Origin of the sequence: Streptomyces sp. NPDC032161 (genome assembly GCF_040636995.1) — a bacterium.
GTDB lineage: Bacteria > Actinomycetota > Actinomycetes > Streptomycetales > Streptomycetaceae > Streptomyces.
In genome coordinates, this window is sequence record NZ_JBEZVN010000002.1 from 738574 (window position 1) to 765380 (window position 26807).

17 protein-coding genes, 3 tRNA genes and 2 pseudogenes are annotated in these 26807 nt (G+C 72.3%); 10 read left to right on the forward strand and 12 right to left on the reverse strand.

Annotated features, from left to right (window positions below; genetic code table 11):
• The first annotated feature begins 12 nt into the window (after nt 1–12).
• Nucleotides 13–1713 (forward strand): GAF domain-containing protein, encoded by a 1701-nt coding sequence (locus AB0E67_RS09050; protein WP_362022936.1) that lies wholly within the window; start codon nt 13–15, stop codon nt 1711–1713.
• A 103-nt stretch (nt 1714–1816) separates the two neighbouring features.
• On the opposite strand, the gene AB0E67_RS09055 is transcribed toward AB0E67_RS09050, so the two are convergent.
• Nucleotides 1817–2248, reverse strand: a complete 432-nt coding sequence (locus AB0E67_RS09055) for an Lrp/AsnC family transcriptional regulator (protein WP_073787381.1) — start codon at nt 2246–2248, stop codon at nt 1817–1819.
• Between the two features lie 228 nt (nt 2249–2476).
• Here AB0E67_RS09055 and AB0E67_RS09060 point away from each other — a divergent pair.
• Together AB0E67_RS09060 and AB0E67_RS09065 are read left to right on the forward strand one after the other, a co-directional pair.
• Nucleotides 2477–3026, forward strand: a pseudogene (locus tag AB0E67_RS09060) (MFS transporter); the annotation flags it as partial.
• A gap of 260 nt (nt 3027–3286) precedes the next feature.
• On the forward strand, nt 3287–4774 hold the full coding sequence (locus tag AB0E67_RS09065; protein ID WP_362022939.1) for an AMP-binding protein: 1488 nt from the start codon (nt 3287–3289) through the stop codon (nt 4772–4774).
• Nucleotides 4775–4986: 212 nt separating this feature from the next.
• On the opposite strand, the gene AB0E67_RS09070 is transcribed toward AB0E67_RS09065, so the two are convergent.
• Nucleotides 4987–6282, reverse strand: coding sequence for an MFS transporter (locus tag AB0E67_RS09070; protein WP_362022942.1), 1296 nt, complete (start codon nt 6280–6282; stop codon nt 4987–4989).
• Between the two features lie 18 nt (nt 6283–6300).
• Nucleotides 6301–8214, reverse strand: coding sequence for an ABC transporter ATP-binding protein (locus tag AB0E67_RS09075; RefSeq protein ID WP_362023593.1), 1914 nt, complete (start codon nt 8212–8214; stop codon nt 6301–6303).
• A gap of 639 nt (nt 8215–8853) precedes the next feature.
• On the opposite strand from AB0E67_RS09075, the gene AB0E67_RS09080 reads away from it, so the two are divergent.
• Both AB0E67_RS09080 and AB0E67_RS09085 read left to right on the forward strand, forming a co-directional pair.
• Nucleotides 8854–9282, forward strand: a complete 429-nt coding sequence (locus AB0E67_RS09080) for a DUF6153 family protein (RefSeq protein WP_362022944.1) — start codon at nt 8854–8856, stop codon at nt 9280–9282.
• Nucleotides 9283–9366: 84 nt separating this feature from the next.
• Nucleotides 9367–11007, forward strand: a complete 1641-nt coding sequence (locus AB0E67_RS09085) for a multicopper oxidase family protein (RefSeq protein WP_362022945.1) — start codon at nt 9367–9369, stop codon at nt 11005–11007.
• 91 nt (nt 11008–11098) lie between these two features.
• On the opposite strand, the gene AB0E67_RS09090 is transcribed toward AB0E67_RS09085, so the two are convergent.
• Together AB0E67_RS09090 and AB0E67_RS09095 are read right to left on the reverse strand one after the other, a co-directional pair.
• Nucleotides 11099–12394 carry an MFS transporter gene (locus tag AB0E67_RS09090; RefSeq protein ID WP_362022948.1) on the reverse strand — a complete coding sequence of 432 codons (1296 nt, stop codon included), beginning with the start codon at nt 12392–12394 and terminating at the stop codon, nt 11099–11101.
• Nucleotides 12391–13632, reverse strand: a complete 1242-nt coding sequence (locus AB0E67_RS09095) for a PLP-dependent cysteine synthase family protein (RefSeq protein WP_362022951.1) — start codon at nt 13630–13632, stop codon at nt 12391–12393. Before AB0E67_RS09095 ends, AB0E67_RS09090 begins: the two co-directional genes overlap by 4 nt.
• A 229-nt stretch (nt 13633–13861) precedes the next feature.
• Here AB0E67_RS09095 and AB0E67_RS09100 point away from each other — a divergent pair, with 229 nt between their 5' ends.
• Entirely contained in the window at nt 13862–14092 is a 231-nt protein-coding gene (locus tag AB0E67_RS09100) for a hypothetical protein (RefSeq protein ID WP_362022953.1), read from the forward strand.
• Between the two features lie 728 nt (nt 14093–14820).
• Here AB0E67_RS09100 and AB0E67_RS09105 read toward each other — a convergent pair.
• The 5 genes and pseudogenes from AB0E67_RS09105 to AB0E67_RS09125 form a co-directional block, all read right to left on the reverse strand.
• Complete coding sequence (locus AB0E67_RS09105; RefSeq protein WP_362022955.1) at nt 14821–15192, reverse strand: DUF1622 domain-containing protein; 372 nt, start codon at nt 15190–15192, stop codon at nt 14821–14823.
• 390 nt (nt 15193–15582) lie between these two features.
• Nucleotides 15583–15846: pseudogene (locus tag AB0E67_RS09110) on the reverse strand (MFS transporter); the annotation flags it as partial.
• Between the two features lie 712 nt (nt 15847–16558).
• Nucleotides 16559–16632 (reverse strand) — tRNA-Ile (locus AB0E67_RS09115).
• 357 nt (nt 16633–16989) lie between these two features.
• Nucleotides 16990–17062: transfer RNA gene (locus tag AB0E67_RS09120), tRNA-Asn, on the reverse strand.
• A gap of 5 nt (nt 17063–17067) precedes the next feature.
• Nucleotides 17068–17140: transfer RNA gene (locus AB0E67_RS09125), tRNA-Asn, on the reverse strand.
• A 192-nt stretch (nt 17141–17332) separates the two neighbouring features.
• Here AB0E67_RS09125 and AB0E67_RS09130 point away from each other — a divergent pair.
• From AB0E67_RS09130 to AB0E67_RS09145, 4 genes are all read left to right on the forward strand, one after another.
• Nucleotides 17333–17638 (forward strand): YtxH domain-containing protein, encoded by a 306-nt coding sequence (locus AB0E67_RS09130; RefSeq protein WP_360107357.1) that lies wholly within the window; start codon nt 17333–17335, stop codon nt 17636–17638.
• 215 nt (nt 17639–17853) lie between these two features.
• Nucleotides 17854–19299 carry an FGGY family carbohydrate kinase gene (locus AB0E67_RS09135; protein WP_362022958.1) on the forward strand — a complete coding sequence of 482 codons (1446 nt, stop codon included), beginning with the start codon at nt 17854–17856 and terminating at the stop codon, nt 19297–19299.
• A gap of 197 nt (nt 19300–19496) precedes the next feature.
• A complete protein-coding gene (locus AB0E67_RS09140; RefSeq protein WP_362022961.1) occupies nt 19497–21230 on the forward strand; it encodes an ABC transporter ATP-binding protein in 1734 nt (577 codons plus the stop codon).
• Nucleotides 21230–23161, forward strand: a complete 1932-nt coding sequence (locus tag AB0E67_RS09145) for an ABC transporter ATP-binding protein (RefSeq protein WP_362022964.1) — start codon at nt 21230–21232, stop codon at nt 23159–23161. The genes AB0E67_RS09140 and AB0E67_RS09145 overlap by 1 nt, the downstream gene beginning before the upstream one ends.
• Nucleotides 23162–23342: 181 nt before the next feature.
• Here AB0E67_RS09145 and AB0E67_RS09150 read toward each other — a convergent pair whose 3' ends face one another.
• On the reverse strand, nt 23343–24503 hold the full coding sequence (locus AB0E67_RS09150) for a sigma-70 family RNA polymerase sigma factor (protein WP_362023596.1): 1161 nt from the start codon (nt 24501–24503) through the stop codon (nt 23343–23345).
• Nucleotides 24504–24754: 251 nt separating this feature from the next.
• Complete coding sequence (gene dnaG / locus AB0E67_RS09155) at nt 24755–26680, reverse strand: DNA primase (protein ID WP_362022967.1); 1926 nt, start codon at nt 26678–26680, stop codon at nt 24755–24757.
• Nucleotides 26681–26807 lie beyond the last annotated feature (127 nt).

Below are 26807 nucleotides of genomic sequence, written 5' to 3' on the forward strand. Positions count from 1 at the left end.
GGGGGTGCACGCATGACCGAGAAATCAGCGAAACCGGAGTACGCGACCGGCCCGGGAGCCGTGGACCCGACGGGCCCGTCCGCGACCGGTCCGGACGCGGGAGCGCCGGGCGAGGGGCCGGACGCGGCCTCGCCCGGCCCGGGGCCGGGGGCGGCGGACGGCCCGTCGGACGGTGCGCCGTCCCCTTTGCCGACGCTCCTGGAAGCGGTGCTGAGCGTCGGCGACGACCTCGAACTGCGCGCCACCCTCCAGCAGATCGTGGACACGGCGACCGCCCTGACGGGCGCCCGGTACGGCGCGCTCGGTGTGCTCGACCCCGGATCCGGCAACATCAGCGAGCTGTTCACCTCGGGCATCGACGACGCCGGGCGCCGCCGCATCGGCGCCTTCCCGGACGGTCACTCGGGGATGCTCGGCGCCCTCGTCGCCGACCCGCGTCCGCTGCGCTCCGACGACCTGCCCGCCGACTCGCGCTCCGGCGGCGTACCGCCCGGCCATCCGGTGATGCGCACCTTCCTCGGGGCGCCGCTGCGCGTCCAGGACCGGGTCTTCGGCAATCTCTACCTCGCCGAGAAGCGCGCCGGCCGCTTCACCGACACGGACATGGCGCTGCTGCGGGTGCTGGCCTCGCGCGCCGGGACCGCGATCGGCAACGCGCGGCTGTACGAGGAGGCCCGGCAGCGGGAACGCTGGATCGAGGGGGCGGCCGCCGTCACCACCACCCTGCTGACCGGAGGCAACGCGTCCGACGCGCTGATGACCGTCGCCGAGGCGGCCCGGACGCTCGCCGACGCCAACGCCGGGGTGATCCTCCAGCCGACCGACGAGGGCGGCATGGAGATCGTCACCGCGTCCACGCGCGACGACCCGGCCGGGATCGTCGGCGCGACCATCGAGCCCGGCTCCCCCGTACTGGTCCAACTGCTGGGCGGCGAGCCGGTGTTCATCGACGACTCGGCGACCGACCCGCGGATGACGACGCATGTGCGGTCGCGGTTCGGGCCCAGCATGATGCTGCCGTTGCAGAGCGGCGGGCGGCTGATCGGCACCCTCGCCCTGCCCCGGCGGCGCGGCGGCCCCCCGTACACGCCCCTGGACCGCCAGCTTGCCACGCAGTTCGCCTCGCAGGCCGCGCTCGCCCTGGTCCTGGCGGACGCGCAGCACAACCGGGAACAGCTCGCGGTGTACGAGGACCGGGACCGGATCGCCCGCGATCTGCACGACCTCGTCGTCCAGCGGCTGTTCGCGACCGAGATGATGCTGGAGTCGACCCGCCGCAGGGCTCCCGCGCCGGAGACGGACGAACTGCTCGACCGGGCCGTGGACGAGCTGGACTCCACCATCCAGGAGGTGCGGACGGCGATCTTCGCACTCCAGCAGCCACCGGCGGTGGCCCCCACCACCTTCCGCGGCCGGGTGCTGCGGGAGACCGGGGGCGCCGCCGCCGTCCTCGGCTTCCAGCCGTCGGTGCACTTCGACGGTGCCGTCGACGCGCTCGTGCGGGAGCCGGCGGAACGCGAGCTGCTCGCCGCGCTGCGGAGCGCGCTCGCCGCCGCGCACCGGCGTACGGGGGTGTCGACGATCGAGGTCGAGGTGGACGCGACGGTCGTGGGAGCGGACGGGCGGCCTGCGGTGCGGCTGGTGGTGGCCGACGACGGCCGCGAGGAGGACGGCTCGCGCTCGTCGACCGTCACCTGGCAGGCACCGCTCTGAGGGGAACCGTCACCGGGCGGTAACCGCTCCGAGCGGACCGTCACCGGGCGGGCGCCGGCCCGGGCAGCCGCACCGGCCGGCGGACGGGACCCGGACGGCGACCTCAGCGGGCGGGCGCCGCCCTGAGCGCGACCCGGGTGTTGGAGTGCGCGACGCCGGCCTCCCGCTTGAGCCTGCGCAGCAGACCGTCCAGGGCGGCGGTGTCGGCGACGGTGGCCCGGACGAGGTAGTCGTGGCCGCCGGTCACGTGCACGACCTCGGTGATGCCGGGAAGGGCGAGCACGGCCCGTTCGAACGTCTCGTTCGTCGTGTCGATGCGCAGCGTCACGTCGATGAACACGACCAGGCCCGTGCGGGTGTCGGCGGCCGGATCGATGATCACGGTGAATCCGCGGATCACGCCGTCGCGGCGCAGCCTGCGCACCCGGTCCGCGGCGGCGTTGGCGCTGAGCCCGACCCGTACGCCCAGATCGCGGTACGAGATCCGGGCGTCCTCCTGGAGGATGCCGAGGATTTCCCTGTCCAGACGGTCCATACCGCGATTGTCCCAGGATTCGGCCCGTTTGAGCCCTTGCAGATGATTTCGGATGGCTCAGGGCTTCCGCGGGCCGCTCCGATCGCCCGGCGCTCCCGGTCGCCGTTCCGGAGCGTCGTCGGGGAGTGCCGTTACGCGGTGCCTTCGCGGGGCACCGTCGGGGGGCGGAGTGCCCCGCATGGCGCATCCCGGCGGGCCCGCCGGGATGCCGCGCTCTTGACTGGGGTGGTGGACACCGCTGTCGAACGGGCCCCCACGCCGACCGGCGCGGCGTCCGGCGCCACCTACCGCAACCTGCCGATGGCCACCGTCGGCTTCGGGCTGACCTTCTGGGCCTGGAATCTGTTCTCCCCGCTGTCCGGGGACTTCAAGGAGCGGCTGGGGCCGACCTCGTTCGAGCAGTCGTTGCTGGTCGCCGTGCCGGTGCTGGTCGGTTCGCTGGGCCGGATCCCGGTGGGTGCGCTCACCGACAGGGGTGGGTGCGCTCACCGACAGGTACGGGGCACGGCTGATGTTCCCGCTGGTCTCGGCGCTCACGGTGGTCCCCGTCCTGCTGCTGATCCCGGCGAAGGACTCGTACGGCGCGATGCTCGTCGTGGGGTTTCTGCTGGGCCTGGGCGGCACGACGTTCGCGATCGGCATCCCGCTGGTCAACTCGTGGTTCCCGGCCGCCGAGCGGGGGCTCGCGCTCGGGGTGTTCGGCATGGGGATGGGCGGGGTCGCCCTTTCCGGGTACTTCACCCCGCGGATCGCCGCACACGGCGCCGACCTGCCGTTCCCGCCCCGCGCCCCGGGGCGGCGACAGCGCCTACGGGCCTGGGGGGCGACAGCTAGTGCCGTGACCGGCGAGGTCTGCCCGGAAGGAGCGTCGTCCGGTGCGTGCGATCGCAAGGCGGCCGGAAGCCCCCGAATGGGGTCTCCCCTGCTCGAACGAAGCTGAGAGGTCGGGGAAGTGCCGGACGACGCGACGGGGCAAACATTGCCGGGAGCGGCACTAGCCCGCCCCGTGCCGCCCTCCAGGTCGTTAGGGTCGGCCGGATGACGCCTCTTCTGCCGCTGCCCGCCGACGCCTCCGCACGGGAGGCCGTCCGGTTCGGCGCACATTCGCTGACGTACGAACGGCTGGACGCCGCCTCCGCCCGGCTCGCCGCGCGGCTCGCCGGAGCCGGGCGGGTCGCCGTCTGGGCCACCCCCACGCCACGGACCGTGGTCGCCGTCGTGGCGGCGCTGCGGGCCGGGGTGCCCGCCGTGCCGCTCAACCCGAGGACCGGGACGCGCGAACTCGGGCACATCGTGGCCGACAGCGAGCCCGGCGCGGTACTGGCCGGGGCGGACGACACGCTGCCGCCCGTCCTGGACGCGCCGGTCCGTATCGACGTCGGCATCGAGCCGTACGGCGACGACGGCGCGGCACCCGGCGGCCAGGGCGGCGCCGCGACCCCGTTGCCGGAACCGTCCCCCGAGTCCCCCGCGCTGATCGTCTACACCTCCGGCACCACGGGCCCGCCCAAGGGCGCGGTCCTGCCCCGGCGGGCGATCGCCGCCTCGCTGGACGCGCTGGCGGACGCCTGGCAGTGGACCGGCGACGACGTGCTCGTCCACGCCCTGCCGCTGTTCCATGTCCACGGGCTGATCCTGGGCGTGCTCGGGCCGCTGCGCCGGGGCGGATCGGTGCGGCACCTGGGGAGGTTCTCCACCGACGGGGTGGCCCGGGAACTGTCGTCCGGCGGCACGATGCTGTTCGGCGTGCCGACGATGTACCACCGGCTGGCCGAGGCCCTGGAGGGCTCCGGCCCGGAGGCGGCCGGGCTGGCGAAGGCACTGGCCGGGGCCCGGCTGCTGGTGTCCGGTTCGGCGGCGCTGCCGGTGCACGACCACGAGCGGATCGCGGCGGCGACCGGCCGCCGGGTGATCGAGCGCTACGGCATGACGGAGACCCTGATGAACACCGGGGTCCGGGCCGACGGCGAGCCGCGCCCCGGCACGGTCGGCGCGCCCCTGGCCGGTGTCGGGCTGCGCCTGGTCGACGAGGACGGCGCCGTCCTCACCGGCAGCGGCCCGGAGACCATCGGCGAGATCCAGGTGCGCGGCCCGAACCTCTTCACCGGCTACCTCAACCGCCCCGACGCCACGGCCGCCGCGCTCACCGCCGACGGCTGGTTCCGCACCGGTGACATGGCCACCCGGGACGCCGACGGCTATGTGCGGATCGTCGGCCGCAAGGCCACCGACCTGATCAAGAGCGGCGGCTACAAGATCGGCGCGGGCGAGATCGAGAACGCGCTCCTGGACCACCCCGGCGTCCGCGAGGCCGCCGTCACCGGGGAGCCGGACCCGGATCTGGGCGAGCGGATCGTCGCGTGGGTGGTGCCGGCCGATCCCGCCGCTCCCCCGGCGCAGGGCGAGCTCGCGGACCATGTCGCCGCGCAGCTGGCCCCGCACAAGCGCCCGCGCACGGTCCGCTATCTGGAGGCGCTGCCCCGCAATGACCTGGGCAAGATCATGAAGCGGTCGCTGCGTCCCTGACCGGTGGCCGGCGGGGGCCGTGCCCGTTCATGCGCGGGCCGGGCCCGCCCGTGCGAGGGCCGCGTCCGACGGTCCCTGCCGACGGCCGGGGCCGTGCCCGCCCATCCGCGCGCCGGGCCCGCCCATGCGCGGGCCGCGTCCGACGGTCTCCGCCGACGTGCCGGGGCCGTGCCCGCGGCCCGCGTCCCGGCCCGCCGCACCGGCGCCCGGTGTCACGGCCGGGGGTCCTTCGCGTCGTACCGGGCGAATCCGCGCCACCGCAGCCCCAGCAGCGACACGGCGAGGACACAGGCGATCCCGCCCCCGGTCACGGCCACTCCGGGCGAGGCCAGGTCGGAGACCGAACCGGCCAGGAAGTCGCCGAGCCGGGGACCGCCCGCGACGACGACGATGAACACGCCCTGGAGCCGTCCGCGCATCTCGTCCGGCACCGCCGCCTGGAGCATGGTGTTCCGGAAGACCATCGAGGTGGTGTCCGCGCATCCGGCGAGCGCCAGGAAGAGCAGCCCGAGCCAGAGCTGACGGGTCAGCCCGAACAGCGCGATCGCCGTGCCCCAGGAGCCGACGGCGAGGAGCACGGCGAGGCCGTGGCGGCGGATGTGTCCCAGCCACCCCGAGAACACCCCGCCGAGCAGGGCCCCCAGCGCCGGGGCCGCGACCAGCAGGCCGGTGGTCCGCGCGTCGCCGCCGTACCAGGCCACGGCGACGACGGGGAACAGCGCCCGGGGATGGGCCAGCACCATGGCGCACAGGTCGGTGAGGAACGTCATCCGCAGATTGGGCCTGGCCCCCAGGAACCGCAGCCCGTCCGCGACGGAGGCCCTGCCCGGTCCCTCCTCCCCGTTCCGCGTGACCGAGCGGTCCGGCAGCATCGAGGGCAGCCGCCACATCGCGTACAGCGAGGCGGTGAAGGTGACGGCGTCGACGGTGTACGCGGCCCGGTAGCCCCACCAGCCGACGAGGAGCCCGCCGAGCATCGGCCCGACCAGGGTGCCGGTGGTGCTGGTGATGGAGCTGAGGGCGTTGGCGGCGGGCAGCTGCTCGGCCGGCAGCAGCCGGGCGATCATCGAGCTGCGGGCCGGTGAGTTGATCGCGAAGCAGGCCGCCTGGAGCGCGACGACCGCGTACAGCAGCCCCACCTGCTCCACCCCCGCGACGGCGGCGCCGACCAGCACGAGGGAGAGCACGAACGACCCCGCCGCGCCGGCCAGCCCCAGCTTGCGCCGGTCGAGGGTGTCGGCGACGGCGCCTCCGTACAGTCCGAAGACCACCAGCGGCAGGAACGAGCAGAAGCCGATGAGTCCGACCGAGAAGGCGGACCCGGTGATGTCGTAGACCTGGAGCGACACGGCGAGCGCCGTCATCCCCTGCCCGATCCAGGAGACCGTGTTGCCGAACCAGAGCCGCCGGTAGTCGGGAGAGGTGCGCAGGGGCGTGAGGTCGGCGAGTATGCGGCGGCGGGCGGGCTCGTCGGCCGCTTCCTCGTCCTTCGGGGCTGTTTCGGTCACACAGGATGGTAGCGACTGTCATGCACCCGTCGATCGGGGTTTCTCCTCGTGCGGGTGTGCGTGGTGCCGGAAGAGCGTGGTGTAGAGCCCGTCGTGGCCGAGGAGCTGGGGGTGGGTGCCCGATTCGACCAGGCGCCCCTCGTCGAGGACGAGGATGCGGTCGGCGTCGGGGGCGAGGGCGAGGTCGTGGGTGATGACGAGGGTGGTGCGGCCGTGGGCGAGGCGTTTGAGGGGGGTGATGATGCGTCGCGCGGCGAGGGTGTCGAGGCCGGTGGTGGGTTCGTCGAGGAGGAGGACGGGGGCGTCGCGGAGCATGGCGCGGGCGATGGCGATGCGCTGGAGCTGGCCGCCGGAGAGGCGGGAGGTGCCGGGCGAGATGACGGTGTCGTAGCCGTCGGGCAGGGCGCGGATGAACCGGTCGGCGTCGGCGGCTCGCGCGGCCGCGACGACGTCGTCGTGGTGGGGCGCGCGGTCGCGCCCGCAGGCGATGTTCCTCTCGATGGTGTCGTGCAGGACCAGGGTTTCCTGGGGCAGCAGGGTGACATTGGCGCGCAGCCGGGTCAGGGGCATGAGGTCGACGGGGACGCCGTCGAGGCGGATGGTGCCGGCGTCGGGGTCGTAGAAGCGCAGGAGGAGCGCGGCGAGGGTCGATTTGCCCGCGCCGCTGGGGCCGGTGATGACGACGAGTTCGCCGGGGCTCGCGGTGAACGAGAGGTCCCGCAGCACGGGTTCGCTGCCCCCGGGGTAGCGGAACCGGACCCGGGACACCTCCACCTCGCCCCGCGCCCGGCCCGGGGGCACGGCGGGCAGGGGGCGGTCGGGGCCGGCGACGGGGTCGGTGACGGTGGGCCGGGTGTCGAGGATCTCCAGGAGACGTTCGGCCCCGGCGGTCGCGGCGGTGGCGGTCAGACCGAGCTGCCCCAGGGAGCGGATGGGCGGGTAGAGGTAGCCGATGAACGCGGCGAACGCCAGCAGTTGTCCCAGGGTCATCCGCCCCTCGGAGATCTCCCACGCGCCCAGGCCGATGATGGTCAGGACGCACAACGTCTCCAGGACCTCGACGAGTTGTTCGTAGAACTCGGTCAGCCGCACCGCCCGCACGGACGTCCGCAGCCGGATGAGCGCCCTGCCGAGCAGCCGGTCCTCCTCGGCGCGCTGCCGGTTGTACGCCTGTGTCATGACGACGTTGACCAGGGTCTCCTCGACCACCGCGGTGATCGCCCCGTCCGCCGCGCGTCCGCGCCGCGACACCGCGCGCAGCGGCCCGGCGAACCGGCGGGTGGTGAACCAGAACAGCGGGACCATGAGGAAGGTGGCCAGGGCCAGGTCCCAGCGCAGCCACAACGCGGCCGCCGCGTAGAAGACGGTACTGAAGAGGGCCGAGGCCGCCCCCACGATCCCGGTCACCACCAGCGCCTCGATCGCCTCGACATCGCCCGTCAGCCGTTCGACCAGGTCACCGCGCCGGTTCGCCTGGTAGAAGTGGGGCGGCAGCGTCTGCAGATGGCCGAAGACCCGTGCCCTCAGCCGGAGTACGAAGCGCTCCGCGGTCCACGCCGCCAGCGAATTGCCCAGATACCCCGTCACGGCTCCCGCGACCGCCACCGCCAGCCACAGCCCCGCGGGGCGCCAGAACGCGCTGACCGATCCCTGTCCCAGCGCCGTATCGGTCAGTTCCGCGAACAGCAGCACCGTCACCGTCTCCGCGACGGCGGACAGCACCGCGCACACGAAGACCAGCACCAGCCACCAGCGATCCCTCCGCGTCAGCGGCCAGAATCGCCGGAACGCCCTCCAGACACCGATCGGATCGGTACGGACCGGCACGTCCGACACCGCGTCCCCGAGGCCGCCCCCGCCCGCGCGGAGGCCGTCGTCGGGGGGAGGCCCGTCGTCGGGCACCGAACGGCCCGCGGAACCACGCAGCAGCATGAGCGTCACGTCTCACGAACACCGGGGCTATGGACCGGCTCCATAGACGCGGACCCATAAAAAACGAGAGGCCGACCCGCGCCGGAGCACGAGCCGCCTCGAATCGGGGATGGAGTCAGGGATGAGGGTCAGTAACCCCAGTCGCGTCCGCGATGCCTGTCGTGGCCGCCGTGGTCACGATGTCCGTGATCACGACCTCGTCCGCGTCCATGGTCACGGTCATGACCGTGGTCCCTGTCCCTGTGGTCGAAGATGCTACGAACCTTCATCTTCGCCTCCTTCGGAGGACTTGTCGCACCGCTCCTTGCTTCTGCAGCGGCACTACCGACACTACGACGCCCCCCTGGGACCAACAACTCATAGAGGGCATTATTCGACCAAAGGCGCTAAATACCGCACACCGCATGAATATTGCCCCAGGTCGCGGCCCGCCAACACTCCGGACCCGCGCGCCGACGGCCTTTCAGACGCTTCACCTTCACCCAGGGCAACGCTCACCTTTGCCCAGGACAACGTTCCGGCCGACCCCTCTCGATCACACCCGCCCCGCGCGGACCCCCCGATCACCGGAATACCCCCTCCCCGTACCATGGGGACGGGTCCGGCAGCCGCAGAGCCGGACGGGGAACGGAGACCGACGTGACAGCGCGCCGAAGGCCCGCGACATGGCTGGGCCGGTGCGTGCTCGCCGTCGCGCTGCTCTTCGGCATCGTGTTGATGCACGCGCTCGGCCATCCCGGCGAACACGCGGTCACGAAACTCTCCGACGGTCACATCACGACCGCGTCCCACGTCTCCGCCGGGCCGGCGCACCGCCCGGTCGTCGCCGAGCCCCTCCGCACCACGGATCCCGCGCCCGCACACGGGGCCGGGGTCACCACCGCGGTGTGCCTCGCCGTCCTCGGTGCGGGCATCGGTGCCCTGCTGGTCGCACGCGCCGTTCTCGGCCGGCCCGCCCGCGCCGTCGGAACGGCGGTGACGCGGCGGTTCGGGAACGCACTCCTCGCGATCCCGCCGCCCGCCCCGCCCGGATCCCTCCTGAGCCGACTGTCGCTGCTGCGCATATAGGAAGCCCGGCCGCTCCTCGCCATGAGCGGAACACCGTCTTCCTGATGTTCTTCACGCAACGACTCCTCAAGGGGTTTCACAGACATGACCGGACTCACCCGTCGTACCGTCCTCGGCGCCGGATTCGCCGCCGCCGGTACCGGCCTGCTGACCGCCTGCTCGGATTCGATGAGCGGCATGGACCACTCCTCCGGCGCGAACGGCGCGTCACCGACCGCCGACTACCTCGCCCCTGACGGCAAGGAGGTCGCGGCGGCCGAGGCCCGTCGCACGCCCGGCCCCGACCGGAAGGTGAGGCTCACCGCCGCCGAGACCCGGCTGGACCTCGGCGGCGGACGCACGGTCCGCTCCTGGGCGTACGGGGACGACCTCCCCGGCAAGGAGATCCGGGTCACCGCGGGCGACACCCTCGCGCTCACCCTCGCCAACAACCTGCCCGAGGCCACGAGCGTCCACTGGCACGGGCTCGCCCTGCGCAACGACATGGACGGGGTGCCGGGCCTCACCCAGCGCGGCATCGCGGCCGGCTCCTCCTTCGACTACCGCTTCGCCGTCCCCCACCCCGGCACCTACTGGCTCCACCCCCACTCCGGCGTCCAGCAGGACCGCGGCCTGTACGCCCCGCTCGTCGTCGAGGACCCCAAGGAGCCGCTGGCGTACGACAAGGAGTGGGTGATCGTCCTCGACGACTGGGTCGACGGCGTCGACGGCTCCACCCCCGACGCCGTGCTCGCCGAACTCGCCAAGGGCATGGGCGACATGGACCACGGCGGTTCGGGAGGCATGGACCACGGTGGTTCGGGAGGCGTGGAGGGCCACGACATGTCACACATGTCGCACACCTCGATGACGACGAGGAAGACGAAGACCACACCGTCCCCGGCCCCCTCCGGCCCCTCCCGGATGCTGATGGGCGCGAGCAGCGATCTGCTGGGCGGTGACGCCGGGGACGTCGGCTATCCGCACTACCTGATCAACGGCCGTACCCCGGAAGCCCCTTCGACCTTCACCGCGAAGCCGGGCGACCGGATCAGGCTCCGCATCATCAACGCCGGCGGCGACACCGCGTTCCGGATCGCGCTCGGCGGACACCGGTTCACCGTCACCCACGCCGACGGCTTCCCCGTCCGCCACACGCGGACCGACGCACTGCTGCTCGGCATGGGCGAGCGGATCGACGCCCTCGTCACCGCCGGGAACGGCGCCTTCCCGCTCACGGCACTCGCCGAGGGCAAGAACCGCACCGCCCTCGCCGTCCTGCGCACCGGCGGCGGCGCCGCGCCCACCGCCTCCGTACGCCCCGCGGAACTGAAGCGCCGGGTCCTCCACGGCGGTCAGCTGAAGGCGGACGACTCCGTACGGCTGGACGCCGAGCGCCCCGACCGCACGATCGAGTTCAGGCTCACCGGCTCGATGGCGAAGTACGACTGGGCCATCAACGGCAGGAAGTACGACCCCGCGCGGCGCCATCCGGTCCGCTCCGGCGAACGCGTCCGGCTGTCGTTCGTGAACGGCACGACGATGTGGCACCCCATGCACCTGCACGGCCACACCTTCGCGCTCGCCGACGGCGGCGCCCGCAAGGACACCTCGATCGTGCTGCCGGGCAAACGGCTCGACGTCGACTTCGACGCCGACAACCCCGGGCTGTGGATGGTCCACTGCCACAACGTGTACCACGCCGAGTCCGGGATGATGACCGTCCTCGGCTACCTGAAGAAGTAGCCGGGGCCCGGAGCCGACGAACCGCCGCAGGGCGGGTGTGTCCCGGCCGGGGATCCCCGGCCGGGACACACCCTTCGACCGGCGGTGCGGGTCAGGCGGTCAGTGGCCGCGCACCGGCCCCGGCCGGTGGCGCGGCGAGGCGGCCCGCCCTGTGCAGTCGGCGCAGTGCGGCGGCGCACACGAGGCCGAGCGCGGTGAGCGCGGCCCAGGGCAGGGCCGGCACCCCCGCCTCGCGGGCGGCGTCGAGCGCCGCTCCGGTCAGGAGGTTGCCGACGGTGATGCCGACCCCGCAGACGGTGTTGTAGAGGCCGTAGTGCGTGGCGACGAGGTGGTCGCCCGAGAGCCGCACGACGGTGTCCATCTCGAAGGGGTAGGCGATCATCGTGCCGACGGCGAGGAGCAGCGCGGACAGGGTCGGGGGCACCGCGGCCAGGAGCCACAGGCCGATCCCTCCGGCCGGTACGGGAACGGTCGTGGCGGCGAGGAGCGGCAGGAACGCCGCAGCCATCGTGAGCAGGCCCCGGACGAGGGCGCGGCCCGGTTCCATGCGGGCCCTGCACCAGGCGGTCACCCTGGTCTGGTACAGGATCGTGCCGAGTCCCGAGACGGCGAACAGGGCGGCCACGGCCGCCGTGCCGAAGGCGCCCTCCCCGCCGAGCCGCCGCACCTCCAGCGGAAGTGCCAGGTAGACCTGGAACGACATCACGTACGAGCCGGTCATGGCCACGGAGAACAGCAGGAACGGGCGGTTCGCGAGCATGCCCCGCCACTCGGCGAGGACGCTCCGTCCGGCCGTCCCCCCGGCCTCCGCCGCCCGGCGGGCCGGCAGGGCGCGGATCTGCACCGCGCCCAGCACGGCGAAGGTGACCGCCGCGGCGAGGCAGGTGACCCGGAAGCCGACGCCGGTCAGCACCATGCCCACCAGGGGGCCGAGCAGTACCCCCGCCTGGTAGAAGACGTTGAACAGGGCGAACGCCTCCACCCGGCGCTCCCCCGCGTCGAGGGCGAGATACGCGCGGGTGGCCGGGTTGAACAGGGCTCCGGCCAGCCCCGTCGCCGCGGAGGCGGCGATCAGCGCGGGCACGGAGTCCACCAGGCCCAGGGTCGCGAAGCCCGCGGTGCGCAGCACGAGTCCGGTGATGATCATGGGCTTGTAGCCGAGCCGGTCCGCGAGCGTGCCGCCGACGAGGAACATGCCCTGCTGGCTGAAGTTGCGGACGCCGAGGATGAGTCCGACCAGCCAGCCCGCGAGTCCGAGGGACCCGGCGAGGTGGGACGCGAGATAGGGCATCAGCATGTAGAAGCCGAGGTTGATGGTGAACTGATTCACCATCAACAGCCGCACGCCGCTCTCGTACGAGCGGAACCGGGCGAGGGTCCCCCTCATCGGACCCGCTCCTCGGACGCGTCGGCGGATCCAGCGGCGTCGGACGCGTCGGCGGGGTCGGTGCCCTCGGAGGGTCCAGCGGGTCCGGCGCCCTCGACCGTGCCCGCGGGACGGACGCCGGCCGCCGGTTCCTTCCCGGTGAGCGTGAGCGGGTCGACCACGGAGGCGCACCGCGTCCAGCGGGTGACCTCCTTCTCGCCCAGCCGTCCGATCACGTCCGGTTCGGGTGCGGGAGGACCGGCGAGGAGGCCGTGGGCGGCGCAGTAGTCGTCGTCGTACACCGTGCCGAGGTAGCGCTGCGGTCCGTCGGGGAAGACGGCCGCGATCCTGGCCTCCCCGGGGAGCGTGCGGGCGAGCCAGCCCGCGACCAGGGCGACGGCGCCGACGCTCCAGCCGCCGGTGGCGTAGTGGGAGGAGGCGAGCCGGCGGCAGGTCCACACCGCCTCGCCCGGGGCCACCCAGTGCACCTCGTCGAACTGGTCGTATGCGACGTTGCGGGGGTGGATGCTCGATCCGAGGCCTCGCATGAGGCGGGTGCGGGCGGGCTGGCCGAAGATCGTCGAGCCGATGGTGTCGACTCCGACCAGGGTCAGGCCGGGGTACAGCCGGCGCAGGAGACGGGAGACGCCGGCCGAGTGCCCGCCGGTGCCCACGCTGCACACCAGGACGTCGATGTGCCCCAGCTCGGTGGCGAGTTCGAGGGCGAGCGGCGTGTACGCGGCGGTGTTGTCCGGGTTGTTGTACTGGTCCGGACACCAGGAACCGGGGTGCCGCGCGAGGAGCCGTGCGACCCGGTCGCGGCGGGCCTGCTGCCAGCCGCCGCTCGGGTGCGGTTCGGCGACCACGTCGACCTGGGCCCCGTACGCGGACAGCAGCCGCGTCATGGACGGTTCCAGTCCGGGATCGGTGACCAGGGTGACGGGGTGGCCGTACACCATGCCGGCGAGGGCGAGACCGAGGCCGAGCGTGCCGCTGGTGGACTCGATGATGCGGGCGCCGGGGCGCAGCTCGCCGCGGACACGGGCCCGTTCGACCATGTGCAGGGCGGGGCGGTCCTTGATGCCGCCGGGGTTGAAGCCTTCCAGTTTGGCCCAGAAACCGTGGCCCGTCGGGGCGAGCGGCTCCGGGACCCGGAGCAGAGGGGTGTTGCCCACCAGCCCGGACAGGGCGGAGCGGACGGTGCCGGCGGATCGGACGGTGCCGGTGAGAGGGGTGATGTCGGTGGTCGAGGAATGCATGGTCGGTTCTCGTTTCGGTGATGCGCGTCAGAGGGTCGTCCGTAGGCAGCCGGAAGGCACACGGCTGCGGGCGGACGGCCTAGATGCGCCACCGACAGACCTTGGTCCGCGTCGAACGGCCGGAACCGGCTATGTCTCCGCACGCCCCGGCCGGGGCGGGGAGCCGGAGGACGGCGTACGGTGCCGGAGTCTCGACGCGGGACACGACCGGTGCGGCGGAGTCGGCCACGTGCCGGGCCGCGAGGCCGAGTTCGGAACCGAGACGGGGCGACGCGCACCCGGCCCTGTGTTCGTGGTGGGGGTGGCCGGGGGCCTGGTCCTCGGCGTGATCGAGGCCGGTCGTCATGGCCGCCGGGCCCGTCGGGGCTGCTCCGGCGATGTGCCGGTGCGCGGTGTCGCCGAGCGGCGGGAAGCAGTGGGCCACCGCCAGCAGGACGACGCCGACGACGGCGACGAGTAAGCGGCTGTGGGAGTGGCGGGGCACAGGTCCTCCGGGCGGGCTGTCCTGTTTCGGCCGCATCTCGGGAGTCCAGGGGCGGAGCTCGTCCGCCTCGCCCACACCCGGGGAGTGCGCCGACCGGCCGCTTTCACGCGGAAAGGCGGGCTGCGCGGGCGTGACGGAGCCGTGATCGCGCGATCATCTTAAGCGCATATTCGCGTAGGGCCGGAATATCGCGGCACAGGGCGCGAAGAGTCGCACGAAGAATCGATCAGCCGCTCGAATCAAATGTTCGACCGCGCACCCTTGTCGGGGAATCAACAAAGACATCCATGATGTGACCACGTCTCAACTGCCTGGTCCGAGCCGCGCCGAGCGAGGGACGGCGCCCTAGGTGTTCTGTCCCGTGACCCCTGGCGGGCCCACGACGACAGCTACGGCACCTCGCCGCGTTGTCGGGACGTCCGCATACGTCCAGGATGCGGACGTCCCTCCGCCTCGCGATGCACATCCGACGCCGTGCGCCGATCCACCAGGGATTACGGGACAGTCCTTTGGAAGGGCATCGGTGCGCGTCGCGTCTCCGCCACGTGCGCCGCACCGACTCCCCTCCTCTCGAATGCCGGGCGGAGAATTCCCGGCGGAAAGGAAATTCCCGCCCCGGCACTCGCGGAATCGTCCACGGAATTCCGAATGAGCCCGGCCGGGCGTCGCGCCGACACGGCGGTCCGGCCGTACGACGGGGGCGTTCACCGCTGGTCCGGCCGCTCGTGCGGAGGACCGGAGGGGGTGGCCGGCTCCCGCCCCGGTTTCCCACCGGCGACGGCCCCCCGGTCGTGGGACCGCCACGGCCAGCGACCCTCGATCTCGACGATGAGTGCCGTGCTCAGGAACGTTCTGATGAGCACGATGAGCGCCAGGACGCCGACGCCCGCGAACGTGGGCGACACGGCGACCGACCGGATGATGTCCCCGGCGACGAGGAACTCCAGGCCGAGCAGGATCGTGCGGCCCAGCCGCTGCCGTACGAGCCGGTAGTCGTCGAGGGAGTTCCTCCTTCTGACGGTGCCCACCAGGTACGGCACCAGCGCGGCGAAGCTCCCGACGGCGATGACGGCCACTCCGATGCCCTCGGCAGCACGAGCCCCGAGCCGACCGAGACCCGGCCCGCCAGGCGGGAGAAGGCCGCCTGGCTGGTGGCACCGGTGACGAAGATCAGGAACGACACGGCCCCGATGACCGCGAGGTCGTGGATGCCGAGGGTGCCGCGCAGGAAGCTCGGGACCAGGCTGCTGAACAGGCCCAGCGGGCTGAACGCCGCGAAGATCGCCAGGGCCGCACCCGCCAGGACGCGCCGCACGGAGGCGGGGACGCTCACGTTCGGACGCAGGCTCACCCCCCGTCGCGCCGCGCCGCCGTCTCAGGGATCGGGGACAGGCCGACCAGGGCGGCGGCGGTGATGCCCAGGTAGACCCAGAAGACGGTGTGAGGGGCGCCGGGGCGTACTGGGCCAGCACGCCCGCGAGCAGCGGCCCGAGGCCCAGGCCGATCATGTTGACGCCGGACGCGACGACGGCCGCGGCACGGTGGTCGCCGCGCGGGTGCAGTTCGGCGATGGCCGCGGTGGCGGTGCCCGTGGCGAGACCGGCCGCGAAGCCACTGAGCACCCGGGCCACCACGAGCGTCGGCACGTCGGCGGCGACGAGGAAGACACCGGTGCTCGCGGCGGCCAGCGCGATCGCCCCGCACCAGCACCCGCTTGCGACCGATGTGATCGCTGAGCCCGCCGAAGAACAGCAGGGCGAACAGGGTCCCGATCACGTAGAGGGCGAAGACGACGGTGACGGTCAGGTGCCCGAAGCCCATCCGCGCCCGGTAGAGCACGTAGAGCGGGATGGGGATGGTGCCGCCGAGCATCATCGCGGACAGCAGGCCCGCCATGAGCGCACAACCGGTCCTGCTGCGGGCCGCACCGCCGTCGGCGGGGTGCGAAGGTTTGCGGTCGGACATGGAACACCTCGACTCTCTCGTAGCGGTCGTTCGGTCGTACTCGGCACTGCGGCAGGTACGGGCGGATGCCGAAGGCGCCGGACGGGGCGTGGCGGCACCGACGGCTCGCCCACGCCCCCAGACATCGAGAGTCACGCCCTCGACCGACCGTGCACGCCGCGCGCCCGCCGGGGCAACAGCCAGCAGCGCGAACCGACCTGACCGAACGAGAGGTTCCGGCGCCCACGACACCACCGGCGGCCGACGCGCTCTCGCCCGCGGGGATGGATCCGCCCTCGACCTCCGACCGCCGCGCATCCGGACGGCCCAATACGCGCGCCTGTGCGAGTGAGCCGCCCGCGTGCCCCACCGGCGAGGCCGGCGCGTCGGGCGAGCATGGGGCGAGCACTCGGGCCGAGGAACACGAAAAGGCCCCCGCATCAACGGGGGCCTCCACGTTTCGCCAGTTCAGGAGTGGAAGGTTTCTCCAGACACCTGTGGGGCGGGTGGGACTCGAACCCACGGCCGACGGATTATGAGTCCGCTGCTCTAACCGGCTGAGCTACCGCCCCTCTTCGGCGTGGCGCGTACAAGTGTGCGCGCCGTCTGCCGCAGCATAGCCGGTCATACGATCTCTCGCTCCGGATGGTCGGCTTCGCGTGACCAGGAAGACTCCCCCGCCTCCCCGCCCGGTTCCGGATGGGACGAAGTACACGCGAAAGAGTCACGTACGTCCCAGCCGCATCACCGGAACCAGCGACACGCCCGGACTCGGGCGACCGCCGACACGAACGGCCGTCGACACGGACGGGCCGCCCACGCGCACGAGCAGCCACCGGCGCGGACGGGCGCGCGGTCCGGGACGTGCGGTCGCGTGACGCGACCAAGGAAACACGAAAAAGGACCCCTCAGGGTCCTCCTCCGATCTGCTCCCCCGACTGGACTCGAACCAGTAACCCTCCGGTTAACAGCCGAATGCTCTGCCAATTGAGCTACAGGGGATCGCGCTCCCCCGACTGGACTCGAACCAGTAACCTGCCGGTTAACAGCCGGCTGCTCTGCCAATTGAGCTACAGGGGATTGCTGCGTCTGCACCGGGCCCTGCCCACCTGGCTGCTGCCGGGCGGCGCGTGCTCGCTGCGACACATACATTAGCGCAAGCAGGGGGGTGCTTTGCCAATCGGTATCGCCCGGGGTGATCTCGGGTGCCTACGGGTAGGCGGGCAGCACACGTCGCGCCGAGCGGCGCGCTGAGCCAGGAAGGTGGCAGCCATGCGGTACCGGCTCACGTTCATCGCCGGACTCGCCATCGGATACGTGATCGGGACACGGGCCGGGCGCGAGCGTTACGAGCAGATGAAGAAGTCCGCACGCCAGTTCGCCCAGAACCCCGCCGTGCGCAATACCGCCGAGTCCGCGGCGCAGACCGGCCGCGATCTGGCGGGCCGGGCCTACCACTCGGTGAGCGACAAGGTCGGCGAGAAGGTGCCCGCTTCGGTGACCGCCCGGGTGCGCTCGCTGCGGGACCGGAACGGGGAACGGAACGGCGAGGACGACTGGGGCACCTCCAACACGTGATCGGGCCCTTCAACGCGTGATCGGGCCCGTCGACACGTGATCGGGCGGGTCAGCACGTGACCGCCGTCGGCGGCGCGCGGCCGGGCCCGCCCGGCAACCCTCGCGCGCCTGCCCGGCATCCCGTACGCCCGGCCCGCTCCGCGTGGCCGGGCCGCCCGTGTGCCGCCGCTCCGTACGGTACGGAAACGCTCCGGCGGTGCGGCAGAATCTTGGGCATGGGGATAGTCGCCGGCTTGGACAGCTCTTCCGCCTTCACTCACATCGTCGTCTGCGACACGGACACGGGCGCCGTGCTGCGCCGGGGTTACGCCGCTCACCCCGTCGAACCGAAGGCCACCGAGGTCGACCCGCAGGCATGGCTGCTCTCGCTGGGCGAGGCGGCCGGCGGGGGCCTGCTCGAAGGCGTACAGGCCATCGGCGTCTCCGCGCAGCAGCACGCCCTGGTGCCGCTGGACCACCAGGGCGGCGTCGTACGCCCGGCGCTGCTCGGCAACGACAAGCGGGCGCAGGCCGCCGCGGCCGACCTGATCGACGGGCTGGGCGGGCGCCAGGCATGGGCCGAGGCGGTCGGGTCGGTCCCGCAGGCCGCGCAGCCGGTGGCGAAGCTGCGCTGGCTGGCCCGCAACGAGCCGGAGGCGGCCCAGCGGGTGGCCGAGGTGCTCCAGCCGCACGACTGGCTGGTGTGGCAGCTGCTGGGCCGGCCGGCCCGGCGGACCACCGACCGGGGCGCCGCGTCCGGCACCGGCTACTGGTCGGCGGGCACCGGTGCGTACCGGCCCGATCTGGTGGAGCTCGCGCTGGGGCATCCGGTGGCGCTGCCCGAGGTGCTCGGCCCCTGCGACACGGCCGGGGCGACGCCCGAGGGGCTGCTGATCTCCGCGGGGACGGGCGAGACGATGGCGGCGGCGTTCGGGCTCGGGCTCGGGGCCGGTGACGCGGTGGTGTCGCTGGGCGCCTCGGGTTCGGTGATGGCGGTGCACCACGAGGCGCTGTCCGACCCGAGCGGGACGATCACGTCGCTCGCGGACGCGACCGGCATGCATCTGCCGGTGGTGTACACGTCGAACGCGGTACGGGCCTTGCGCGGGACCGCCGAGATGCTGGCCGCGGAGAACCTGGAGGAGCTGTCCGCGCTGGCGCTGAAGTCGACGCCGGGCGCCTCCGGGCTGGTGCTCCTGCCGTACCTGGAGGGCGAGCGCACCCCGCACCTGCCGCACACGGCGGGGACGCTGTGCGGGCTGCGGCGCGAGTCGATGAAGCCGGAGCACCTGGCGCGGGCCGCGTTCGAGGGGATGCTGTGCTCGCTGGCCGACGCGCTCGACGTGCTGCGCGGCCGGGGCGTCGAGGTGCGGCGGGTGTTCCTGCTGGGCGCGGCGGCCGAGCTGCCGGCCGTGCAGGCGATCGCGCCCGCGCTGTTCGGCACGCAGGTGGTCGTCCCGCAGCCGGCCGAGTACGCGGCCCTGGGCGCGGCCCGGCAGGCGGCCTGGGCGCTGGGCGTCTCGCAGGGGACGGCCGATCCGCACACTCCCCCGGCCTGGCAGGGCGCGGCGGCGCAGGTGCTGGAGCCCGGCGAGGAGCTGGCGGTCGGTCAGGCGATCCGCCAGCAGTACGTGGCGACGCGGGACCAGATCCACCCGGGGGCGTTCACCCCGGCGCTCTGATCCGGTCCGCGCGGCGCACGACGGCGCGCGGTCGGGGCACGGACGGCGCGGCCGGGTGCATGCGACGGAGGCAACCCTCCACCACATGTACTCGGTCTGTTTTTTTACCCGGTCTTGAGTAAAAACGTTCGCGACCCTCGCACGGGGTACCGGAAAATGGGTCGCCTCCCGACCTCCGCCGACTCCGAGAGACACGCGTGCTCATAAAACTCCTGCGGGCCCATCTCGGTCCGTACAAGAAACCCATCCTGCTGCTGGTCCTGCTCCAGTTCCTGCAGACCTGCGCCACCCTCTATCTGCCGACCCTGAACGCCGACATCATCGACAACGGTGTCGTGAAGGGGGACACGGGCTACATCCTGGAGTTCGGCGGCATCATGATCGCCGTCAGCATCGCCCAGGTCGCCTGCAACATCGGTGCCGTCCACCACGGTTCCCGCACCGCGTCCGCGCTCGGCCGCGACGTCCGGGCGGCGGTCTTCGACCGGGTCCAGTCGTTCTCCGCGCGGGAGGTCGGGCGGTTCGGCGCGCCCTCGCTGATCACGCGCACGACCAATGACGTCCAGCAGATCCAGATGCTGGTGCTGATGACGTTCACGCTGATGGTGTCGGCGCCGATCATGTGCGTCGGCGGCATCGTCCTGGCGCTCGGCCAGGACGTCCCGCTGTCGTCGGTGCTGCTCGCGGTGGTGCCGGTCCTGGGCATCGCGGTGGGCCTGATCGTGAAGCGGATGCGCCCGCTGTTCCGCACCATGCAGGAGCGGGTCGACACCGTGAACCGGGTGCTGCGGGAGCAGATCACCGGCAACCGGGTCATCCGCGCGTTCGTCCGCGACGGCTACGAGACGAAACGCTTCGGCGTCGCCAACGACGAGCTGACCGACGTCTCGCTGTCCACCGGGCGGCTGATGGCGCTGATGTTCCCGACCGTGATGACGGTGGTGAACGTGTCGTCGATCGCCGTGGTCTGGTTCGGTGCCCACCGCATCGACAGCGGAGGCATGGAGATCGGCGCGCTGACCGCGTTCCTCGCCTACCTCATGCAGATCGTCATGTCGGTGATGATGGCCACCTTCATGTTCATGATGGTGCCGCGCGCCGAGGTGTGCGCCGAGCGCATCCAGGAGGTCCTGGAGACCGAGTCCAGCGTGGTCCCGCCCGTCGCCCCGGTCCGGGAGCTGCGTGCCCACGGCCACCTGGAGATCCGGGGCGCGGACTTCCGCTACCCGGGCGCCGAGGAACCGGTGCTGCGGTCGGTGGACCTGGTGGCCCGCCCCGGCGAGACCACCGCGATCATCGGGTCGACGGGCAGCGGGAAGTCGACGCTGCTCGGACTCGTACCGCGCCTGTTCGACGTGACGGACGGCCAGGTGCTGGTCGACGGCACGGACGTGCGGACGCTGGCCCCGGAGCTGCTGGCGAGGACAGTGAGTCTCGTCCCGCAGAAGCCGTACCTGTTCTCCGGAACGGTCGCGAGCAACCTGAGGTACGGGAACCCGGACGCGACGGACGAGGAGCTGTGGCACGCGCTGGAGGTCGCGCAGGCCAAGGAGTTCGTCGAGGCGCTGGAGCACGGCCTGGAGGCCCCGATCGCGCAGGGCGGCACCAATGTCTCGGGCGGGCAGCGGCAGCGGCTGGCGATCGCCAGGACGCTGGTGCGACAGCCGGAGATCTACCTGTTCGACGACTCGTTCTCCGCTCTCGACTACGCCACCGACGCCGCCCTGCGCGCGGCGCTGACGCGGGAGACGGCCGGGGCGACCGTGGTGATCGTGGCGCAGCGGGTGTCCACCATCCGCGACGCGGACCGGATCCTGGTGCTCGACGAGGGCCGGGTCGTGGGCCGCGGCACCCACCACGAACTGATGGACGGCAATGAGACGTACCGGGAGATCGTGCTCTCCCAGCTGACGGAAGCGGAGGCCGCGTAATGGCCGGGCCTGGCGGACGGATGATGGCGGGCGGCGCGCCGACCGACCGGTCCATGGACTTCAAGGGGTCGTCGAAGCGGCTGCTGAAGCGCTTCGGGACGGAGAAGTCCTCGCTGTACGCGATGCTGGCGGCCGGAGCGCTGAGCGTCGGCCTGTCGGTGGTGGGACCGAAGATCCTCGGCCGCGCGACGGACCTGGTGTTCGCCGGGGTCGTCGGCCGGCGGATGCCCGAGGGCGCCACGAAGGAGCAGGTCGTCGAGAACCTGCACAAGTCCGACAGCGGGCTGGCCGACATGCTGTCCGGGGTGGACTTCGTCCCCGGTCACGGCATCGACTTCGGCGCCGTCGGCGACGTACTGCTGCTCGCGCTGACGGTCTATGTCGCGGCCGGACTGCTGATGCTCGTGTCGTCCCGGCTGTCGATCCGGATCATCAACCGGGTCGTGTTCCGGCTGCGCGAGGACATCCAGGCGAAGCTGTCCCGGCTGCCGTTGTCGTACTTCGACCAGGCCAAGCGCGGCGAGGTGCTCAGCCGGGCGACGAACGACATCGACAACATCTCGCAGACGATGCAGCAGACGCTGGGACAGCTCGTCAACTCCCTGCTCACCATCGTCGGCGTGCTGATCATGATGTTCTGGATCTCGCCGCTGCTGGCACTGGTCGCGCTGGTGACGGTGCCGCTCTCGGTGGTCGTGGCGACGAAGGTCGGCAAGCGCTCGCAACCGCAGTTCGTCCAGCAGTGGAAGGTGACCGGCAAGCTCAACGCCCACATCGAGGAGATGTACACCGGGCACACCCTGGTGAAGGTCTTCGGGCGGCAGGAGGAGTCCGCGAAGGACTTCGCCGAGCAGAACGAGGCCCTGTACGAGGCGGGGTTCAAGGCGCAGTTCAACAGCGGGATCATGCAGCCGCTGATGATGTTCGTGTCGAACCTGAACTATGTGCTGATCGCCGTCGTCGGCGGTCTGCGGGTCGCCTCGGGTTCGCTGTCGATCGGTGACGTGCAGGCGTTCATCCAGTACTCGCGGCAGTTCTCGATGCCGCTGACCCAGGTCGCCTCGATGGCGAACCTGGTGCAGTCGGGCGTCGCGTCGGCCGAGCGGATCTTCGAGCTGCTGGACGCCGAGGAGCAGGGCGCGGATCCGGCGCCCGGCGAGGCCGAGCGGCCGAAGGAGCTGCGCGGCAGCGTCGCGCTGGAGAAGGTGTCGTTCCGCTACGACCCGGACAAGCCGCTCATCGAGGACCTGTCGCTGACCGTCGAGCCGGGGCACACGGTCGCCATCGTCGGCCCCACCGGCGCCGGCAAGACCACCCTCGTCAATCTGCTGATGCGGTTCTACGAGGTGACCGGCGGACGAATCACCCTCGACGGCGTGGACGTGGTGAAGATGTCGCGCGACGAGCTGCGCGCGGGCATCGGCATGGTCCTCCAGGACACCTGGCTGTTCGGCGGCACGATCGCGGACAACATCGCGTACGGCGCTTCGCGCGAGGTCACCCGGGAGGAGATCGAGGAGGCGGCCCGGGCGGCCCACGCCGACCGCTTCATCCGTACCCTGCCGGACGGTTACGACACGGTGATCGACGACGAGGGCTCCGGCGTCAGCGCGGGCGAGAAGCAGCTGATCACCATCGCGCGGGCGTTCCTGTCCGACCCGGTGATCCTGGTGCTCGACGAGGCGACGAGCTCCGTCGACACCCGTACCGAGGTGCTGATCCAGAAGGCGATGGCGCGCCTGGCGCACGGGCGCACCAGCTTCGTGATCGCGCACCGGCTCTCCACCATCCGGGACGCCGACGTCATCCTGGTGATGGAGAACGGCTCGATCGTCGAACAGGGCACGCACGAGGAGCTGTTGGCCGCCGGTGGGGCGTACGCCCGGCTGTACTCGGCGCAGTTCGCGCAGGCGGTGGCCGAGGTCGACTAGGGCCAATACCGGTGACTTAGTGCGCCATTGACGGCTCTGACGCGCGAAAACGTCGTGCACAGAGGCTCTGTCGGGCGCCAAGGTCACCGGTATTGCGACCAGGGCGTGTGATGGAGCCGGTCGGTCCACGGGGGGACCGACCGGCTCCGCCGTTCCTCGCCGGTGCCGTCGGTGCCGTCGGTCAGTCGAGATAGCCGCGGAGCTGGTCGGCGAAGGTGTGGTCGCGCAGTTTGCCGAGGGTCTTGGACTCGATCTGCCGGATGCGTTCGCGCGTCACACCGAAGATCCGGCCGATCTCCTCGAGCGTGCGGGGCCGCCCGTCGACCAGCCCGTAGCGCAGCTGGACCACTTTCCGCTCGCGCTCCCCGAGCGTGGACAGCACCGCCTCCAGGTGCTCGCGCAGCAGCAGGAAGGCGGCGGACTCGACGGGGGACGCGGCGTCCCCGTCCTCGATCAGATCGCCGAGGGCGAGGTCCTCCTCCTCGCCGACGGGGGCGTGCAGCGAGACGGGTTCCTGGGCCAGCCGCAGGATCTCGCCGACCCGTTCCGGGGTGAGGTCGAGCTGGTCGGCGACCTCCTCGGGCGTCGGCTCCTGGCCGTGCTCCTGGAGCATCCGCCGCTGGACGCGTACGACCCGGTTGATCAGTTCGACGACGTGGACCGGGACCCGGATGGTCCGCGCCTGGTCGGCGAGGGCGCGGGACATGGCCTGGCGGATCCACCAGGTGGCGTACGTGGAGAACTTGTAGCCGCGGGTGTAGTCGAACTTCTCGACCGCCCTGATCAGTCCGAGGTTCCCCTCCTGGACCAGGTCGAGCATGGTCAGCCCGCGACCGATGTAGCGCTTGGCGACGGAGACGACGAGGCGGAGGTTGGCCTCGATGAGGCGGCGCTTCGCCACCCGTCCCATGACCACCAGCCGGTCGAGGTCGACGGCCAGCCGGGTGTCCGGGTCCGGGGTGCTCGCAAGCCGTTCCTCCGCGAAGAGCCCGGCCTCGATCCGGCGGGCCAGCTCCACCTCGTCGGCGGCGGTGAGCAGCGGGATGCGGCCGATCTCCCTCAGGTACTGGCGGAAGAGGTCGGCGGACGGCCCGCCGGCCTCCGGGCGGCCGCGCGGCCCCGGGGCCTCGGGAACCGCCCGCGACAGCTCCTCCACTGACCCCTCGGACGGGCCGGCCGCCTCGGGCCCCTCGGGTGGCCCGGCCGTGCCGGGGGGTTCGCGCGAGCCGGGCGCCTCGGGCGGAATCTGCGGCTCCACCGCGCCCTCGGGGTGGCGTACGGCCCGGTTCTGCGCGGGGATGGCCGAGACGGGCTCGGGTTGGGTCACGGTCCGGGTCTGCACGGGGGCGACCTCCAGGTGATCGCTGCCGGACCGCAGGGACGGAACCACCACAGGGTGGACCGGCCGCGCTCCGATGACTCAGGAACCGCTCCCAGTGTGGGGGAAGACACATCACTGTCACGAGGGGCGTGCGAGGACTTTCTGAGTCCGTTCCGTGACCGGCCGGCTACGCGGACGGACGGGCCCGGGCGGATGCGCGCCCGCGTGAACCGCGCGCGCCCCGGCGCCGCCGCAGGGGCGGCCGGCCCGGGTCAGAGCGCGTCGGCGCCGTGGTTGCGCAGGGACTCGGCGTACTGCTGGAGGACCCAGACCTCGTTCTGCGCCGCCGCCAGCTGCTCCGGGGGCACGTGGCTGCCGAGGCGGGCCAGGCTTCCCTGGACCTCGCCGATCCGGCGGTCGACGGCGCGCAGCCGGACCTGGACGAGCTGCACCCCGGCGTAGGTCTCGTCGATGGTCTTGCCGTGGAAGACCTCCACCGCCAGCTCGGTCACGAGGTTGCGCACCGTGTCGTCGGGGGCCGCGTCCAGCACCCGGGCCAGGTAGTCGCGAGGCTCCGGGAGGCCCGTCTCGGCACCGCCCGCGTCCGCGACGCACTGCCGGACCGCGGCGTACGGCGGGGCGGTGAACTCGTCGACCCCGTAGGCGTCGAAGGCCGGTGAGACCAGGGCGGGCTTCTGGAGGGCGAGCTTCAGCAGTTCGCGTTCGGTGCGGTGGGCGGGGCTGCGCAGGTGGAGGGCGGGACCCGCGGGGGCGGCGGGTGCCCGGACCTGCTCGTGCCGGGAGCCGCCGGGAGCACCGGGGCCGCCGCGGGAGGAGGCCGGGGCGGGACCGCGCCGGTCGCCCCGCTCGCGGGCCCAGCGGGCGAGCTGGGCGACCCGCTTGACCACGAACTGGGTGTCCAGGATGCCGAGCATCCCGGCCAGTTGGACGGCGACCTCGTGCTGCGAGGAGCTGTTCTTGATCCGGGCGACGACGGGGGCCGCCTCGTCGAGCGCGGCGCCGCGCCCCGCCGGGGTCTCCAGGTCGTACCGCCCCACGATCTGGCGCAGCGCGAACTCGAAGAGCGGGGTGCGCGGGTCGACCAGGTCGCGGACGGCCTCGTCGCCCTTGGCCAGGCGCAGATCGCAGGGGTCCATGTTGTCCGGCGCGATCGCGATGTACGTCTCGGCGGCGAACTTCTGGTCGTCCTCGAAGGCGCGCAGCGCGGCCTTCTGCCCGGCGGCGTCGCCGTCGAAGGTGAAGATCACCCGGGCGCTGCCGTTGTCCATCAGCAGGCGGCGCAGGATCTTGATGTGGTCCCCGCCGAAGGCCGTGCCGCAGGTGGCGATGGCGGTGGTGACCCCGGCGAGATGGCAGGCCATGACGTCGGTGTAGCCCTCGACGACGACGGCGCGGCTGCTCTTCGCGATCTCCTTCTTCGCCAGGTCGATGCCGTAGAGCACCTGGGACTTCTTGTAGATCGCGGTCTCGGGGGTGTTGAGGTACTTCGGTCCGTTGTCGTCGTCGCGGAGCTTGCGGGCGCCGAAGCCGACGACGTCGCCGGAGGTATCGCTGATCGGCCACATGAGACGGCCGCGGAAGCGGTCGATGGGGCCGCGCCTGCCGTCCTGGGAGAGGCCGGAGGCGATCAGCTCCCTGTCGCTGAAGCCCTTGCCGCGCAGATAGCGGGTGAGGTGGTCCCAGCCCGCGGGGCTGTAACCGATGCCGAAGTGGACGGCGGCTTCCTGGTCGAAGCCGCGCTCGGCGAGGAACTTGCGGCCGATCTCGGCCTCGGGACCGTTCAGCTGCTCGCGGTAGAAGTCGGCGGCCACCTTGTGCGCCTCGACCAGCCGGATGCGCTCACCGCGCTGGTGGGAGGGGTTGTACCCGCCCTCCTCGTACCGCAGGGTGATGCCCGCCTTGGCGGCGAGCCGTTCGACCGTCTCGGAGAACGAGAGATGGTCGATCTTCATCACGAAGGCGATCGTGTCGCCGCCCTCCTGGCAGCCGAAGCAGTGGAACAGGCCCTTGCTCGGGCTGACCTGGAAGGAGGGGGACTTCTCGTCGTGGAACGGGCAGAGACCCTTGAGGTTGCCGCCGCCCGCGTTGCGCAGCTGGAGATACTCGGAAACGACGGCGTCGATCGGGACCGCGTCCCGTACCGCCTTCACGTCCTCGTCATTGATCCTGCCTGCCACGGGTGAATTCTACGGGCGGGGTACGACACCCCTGTCGACCCGCCACTGTGATCCCGGGTACCCGGGCCGTGCCCCGCTCGTGCCCCGGCCGGGCACCCCGGCCGTCCCGGCCCGGAGAGGTCCGCGC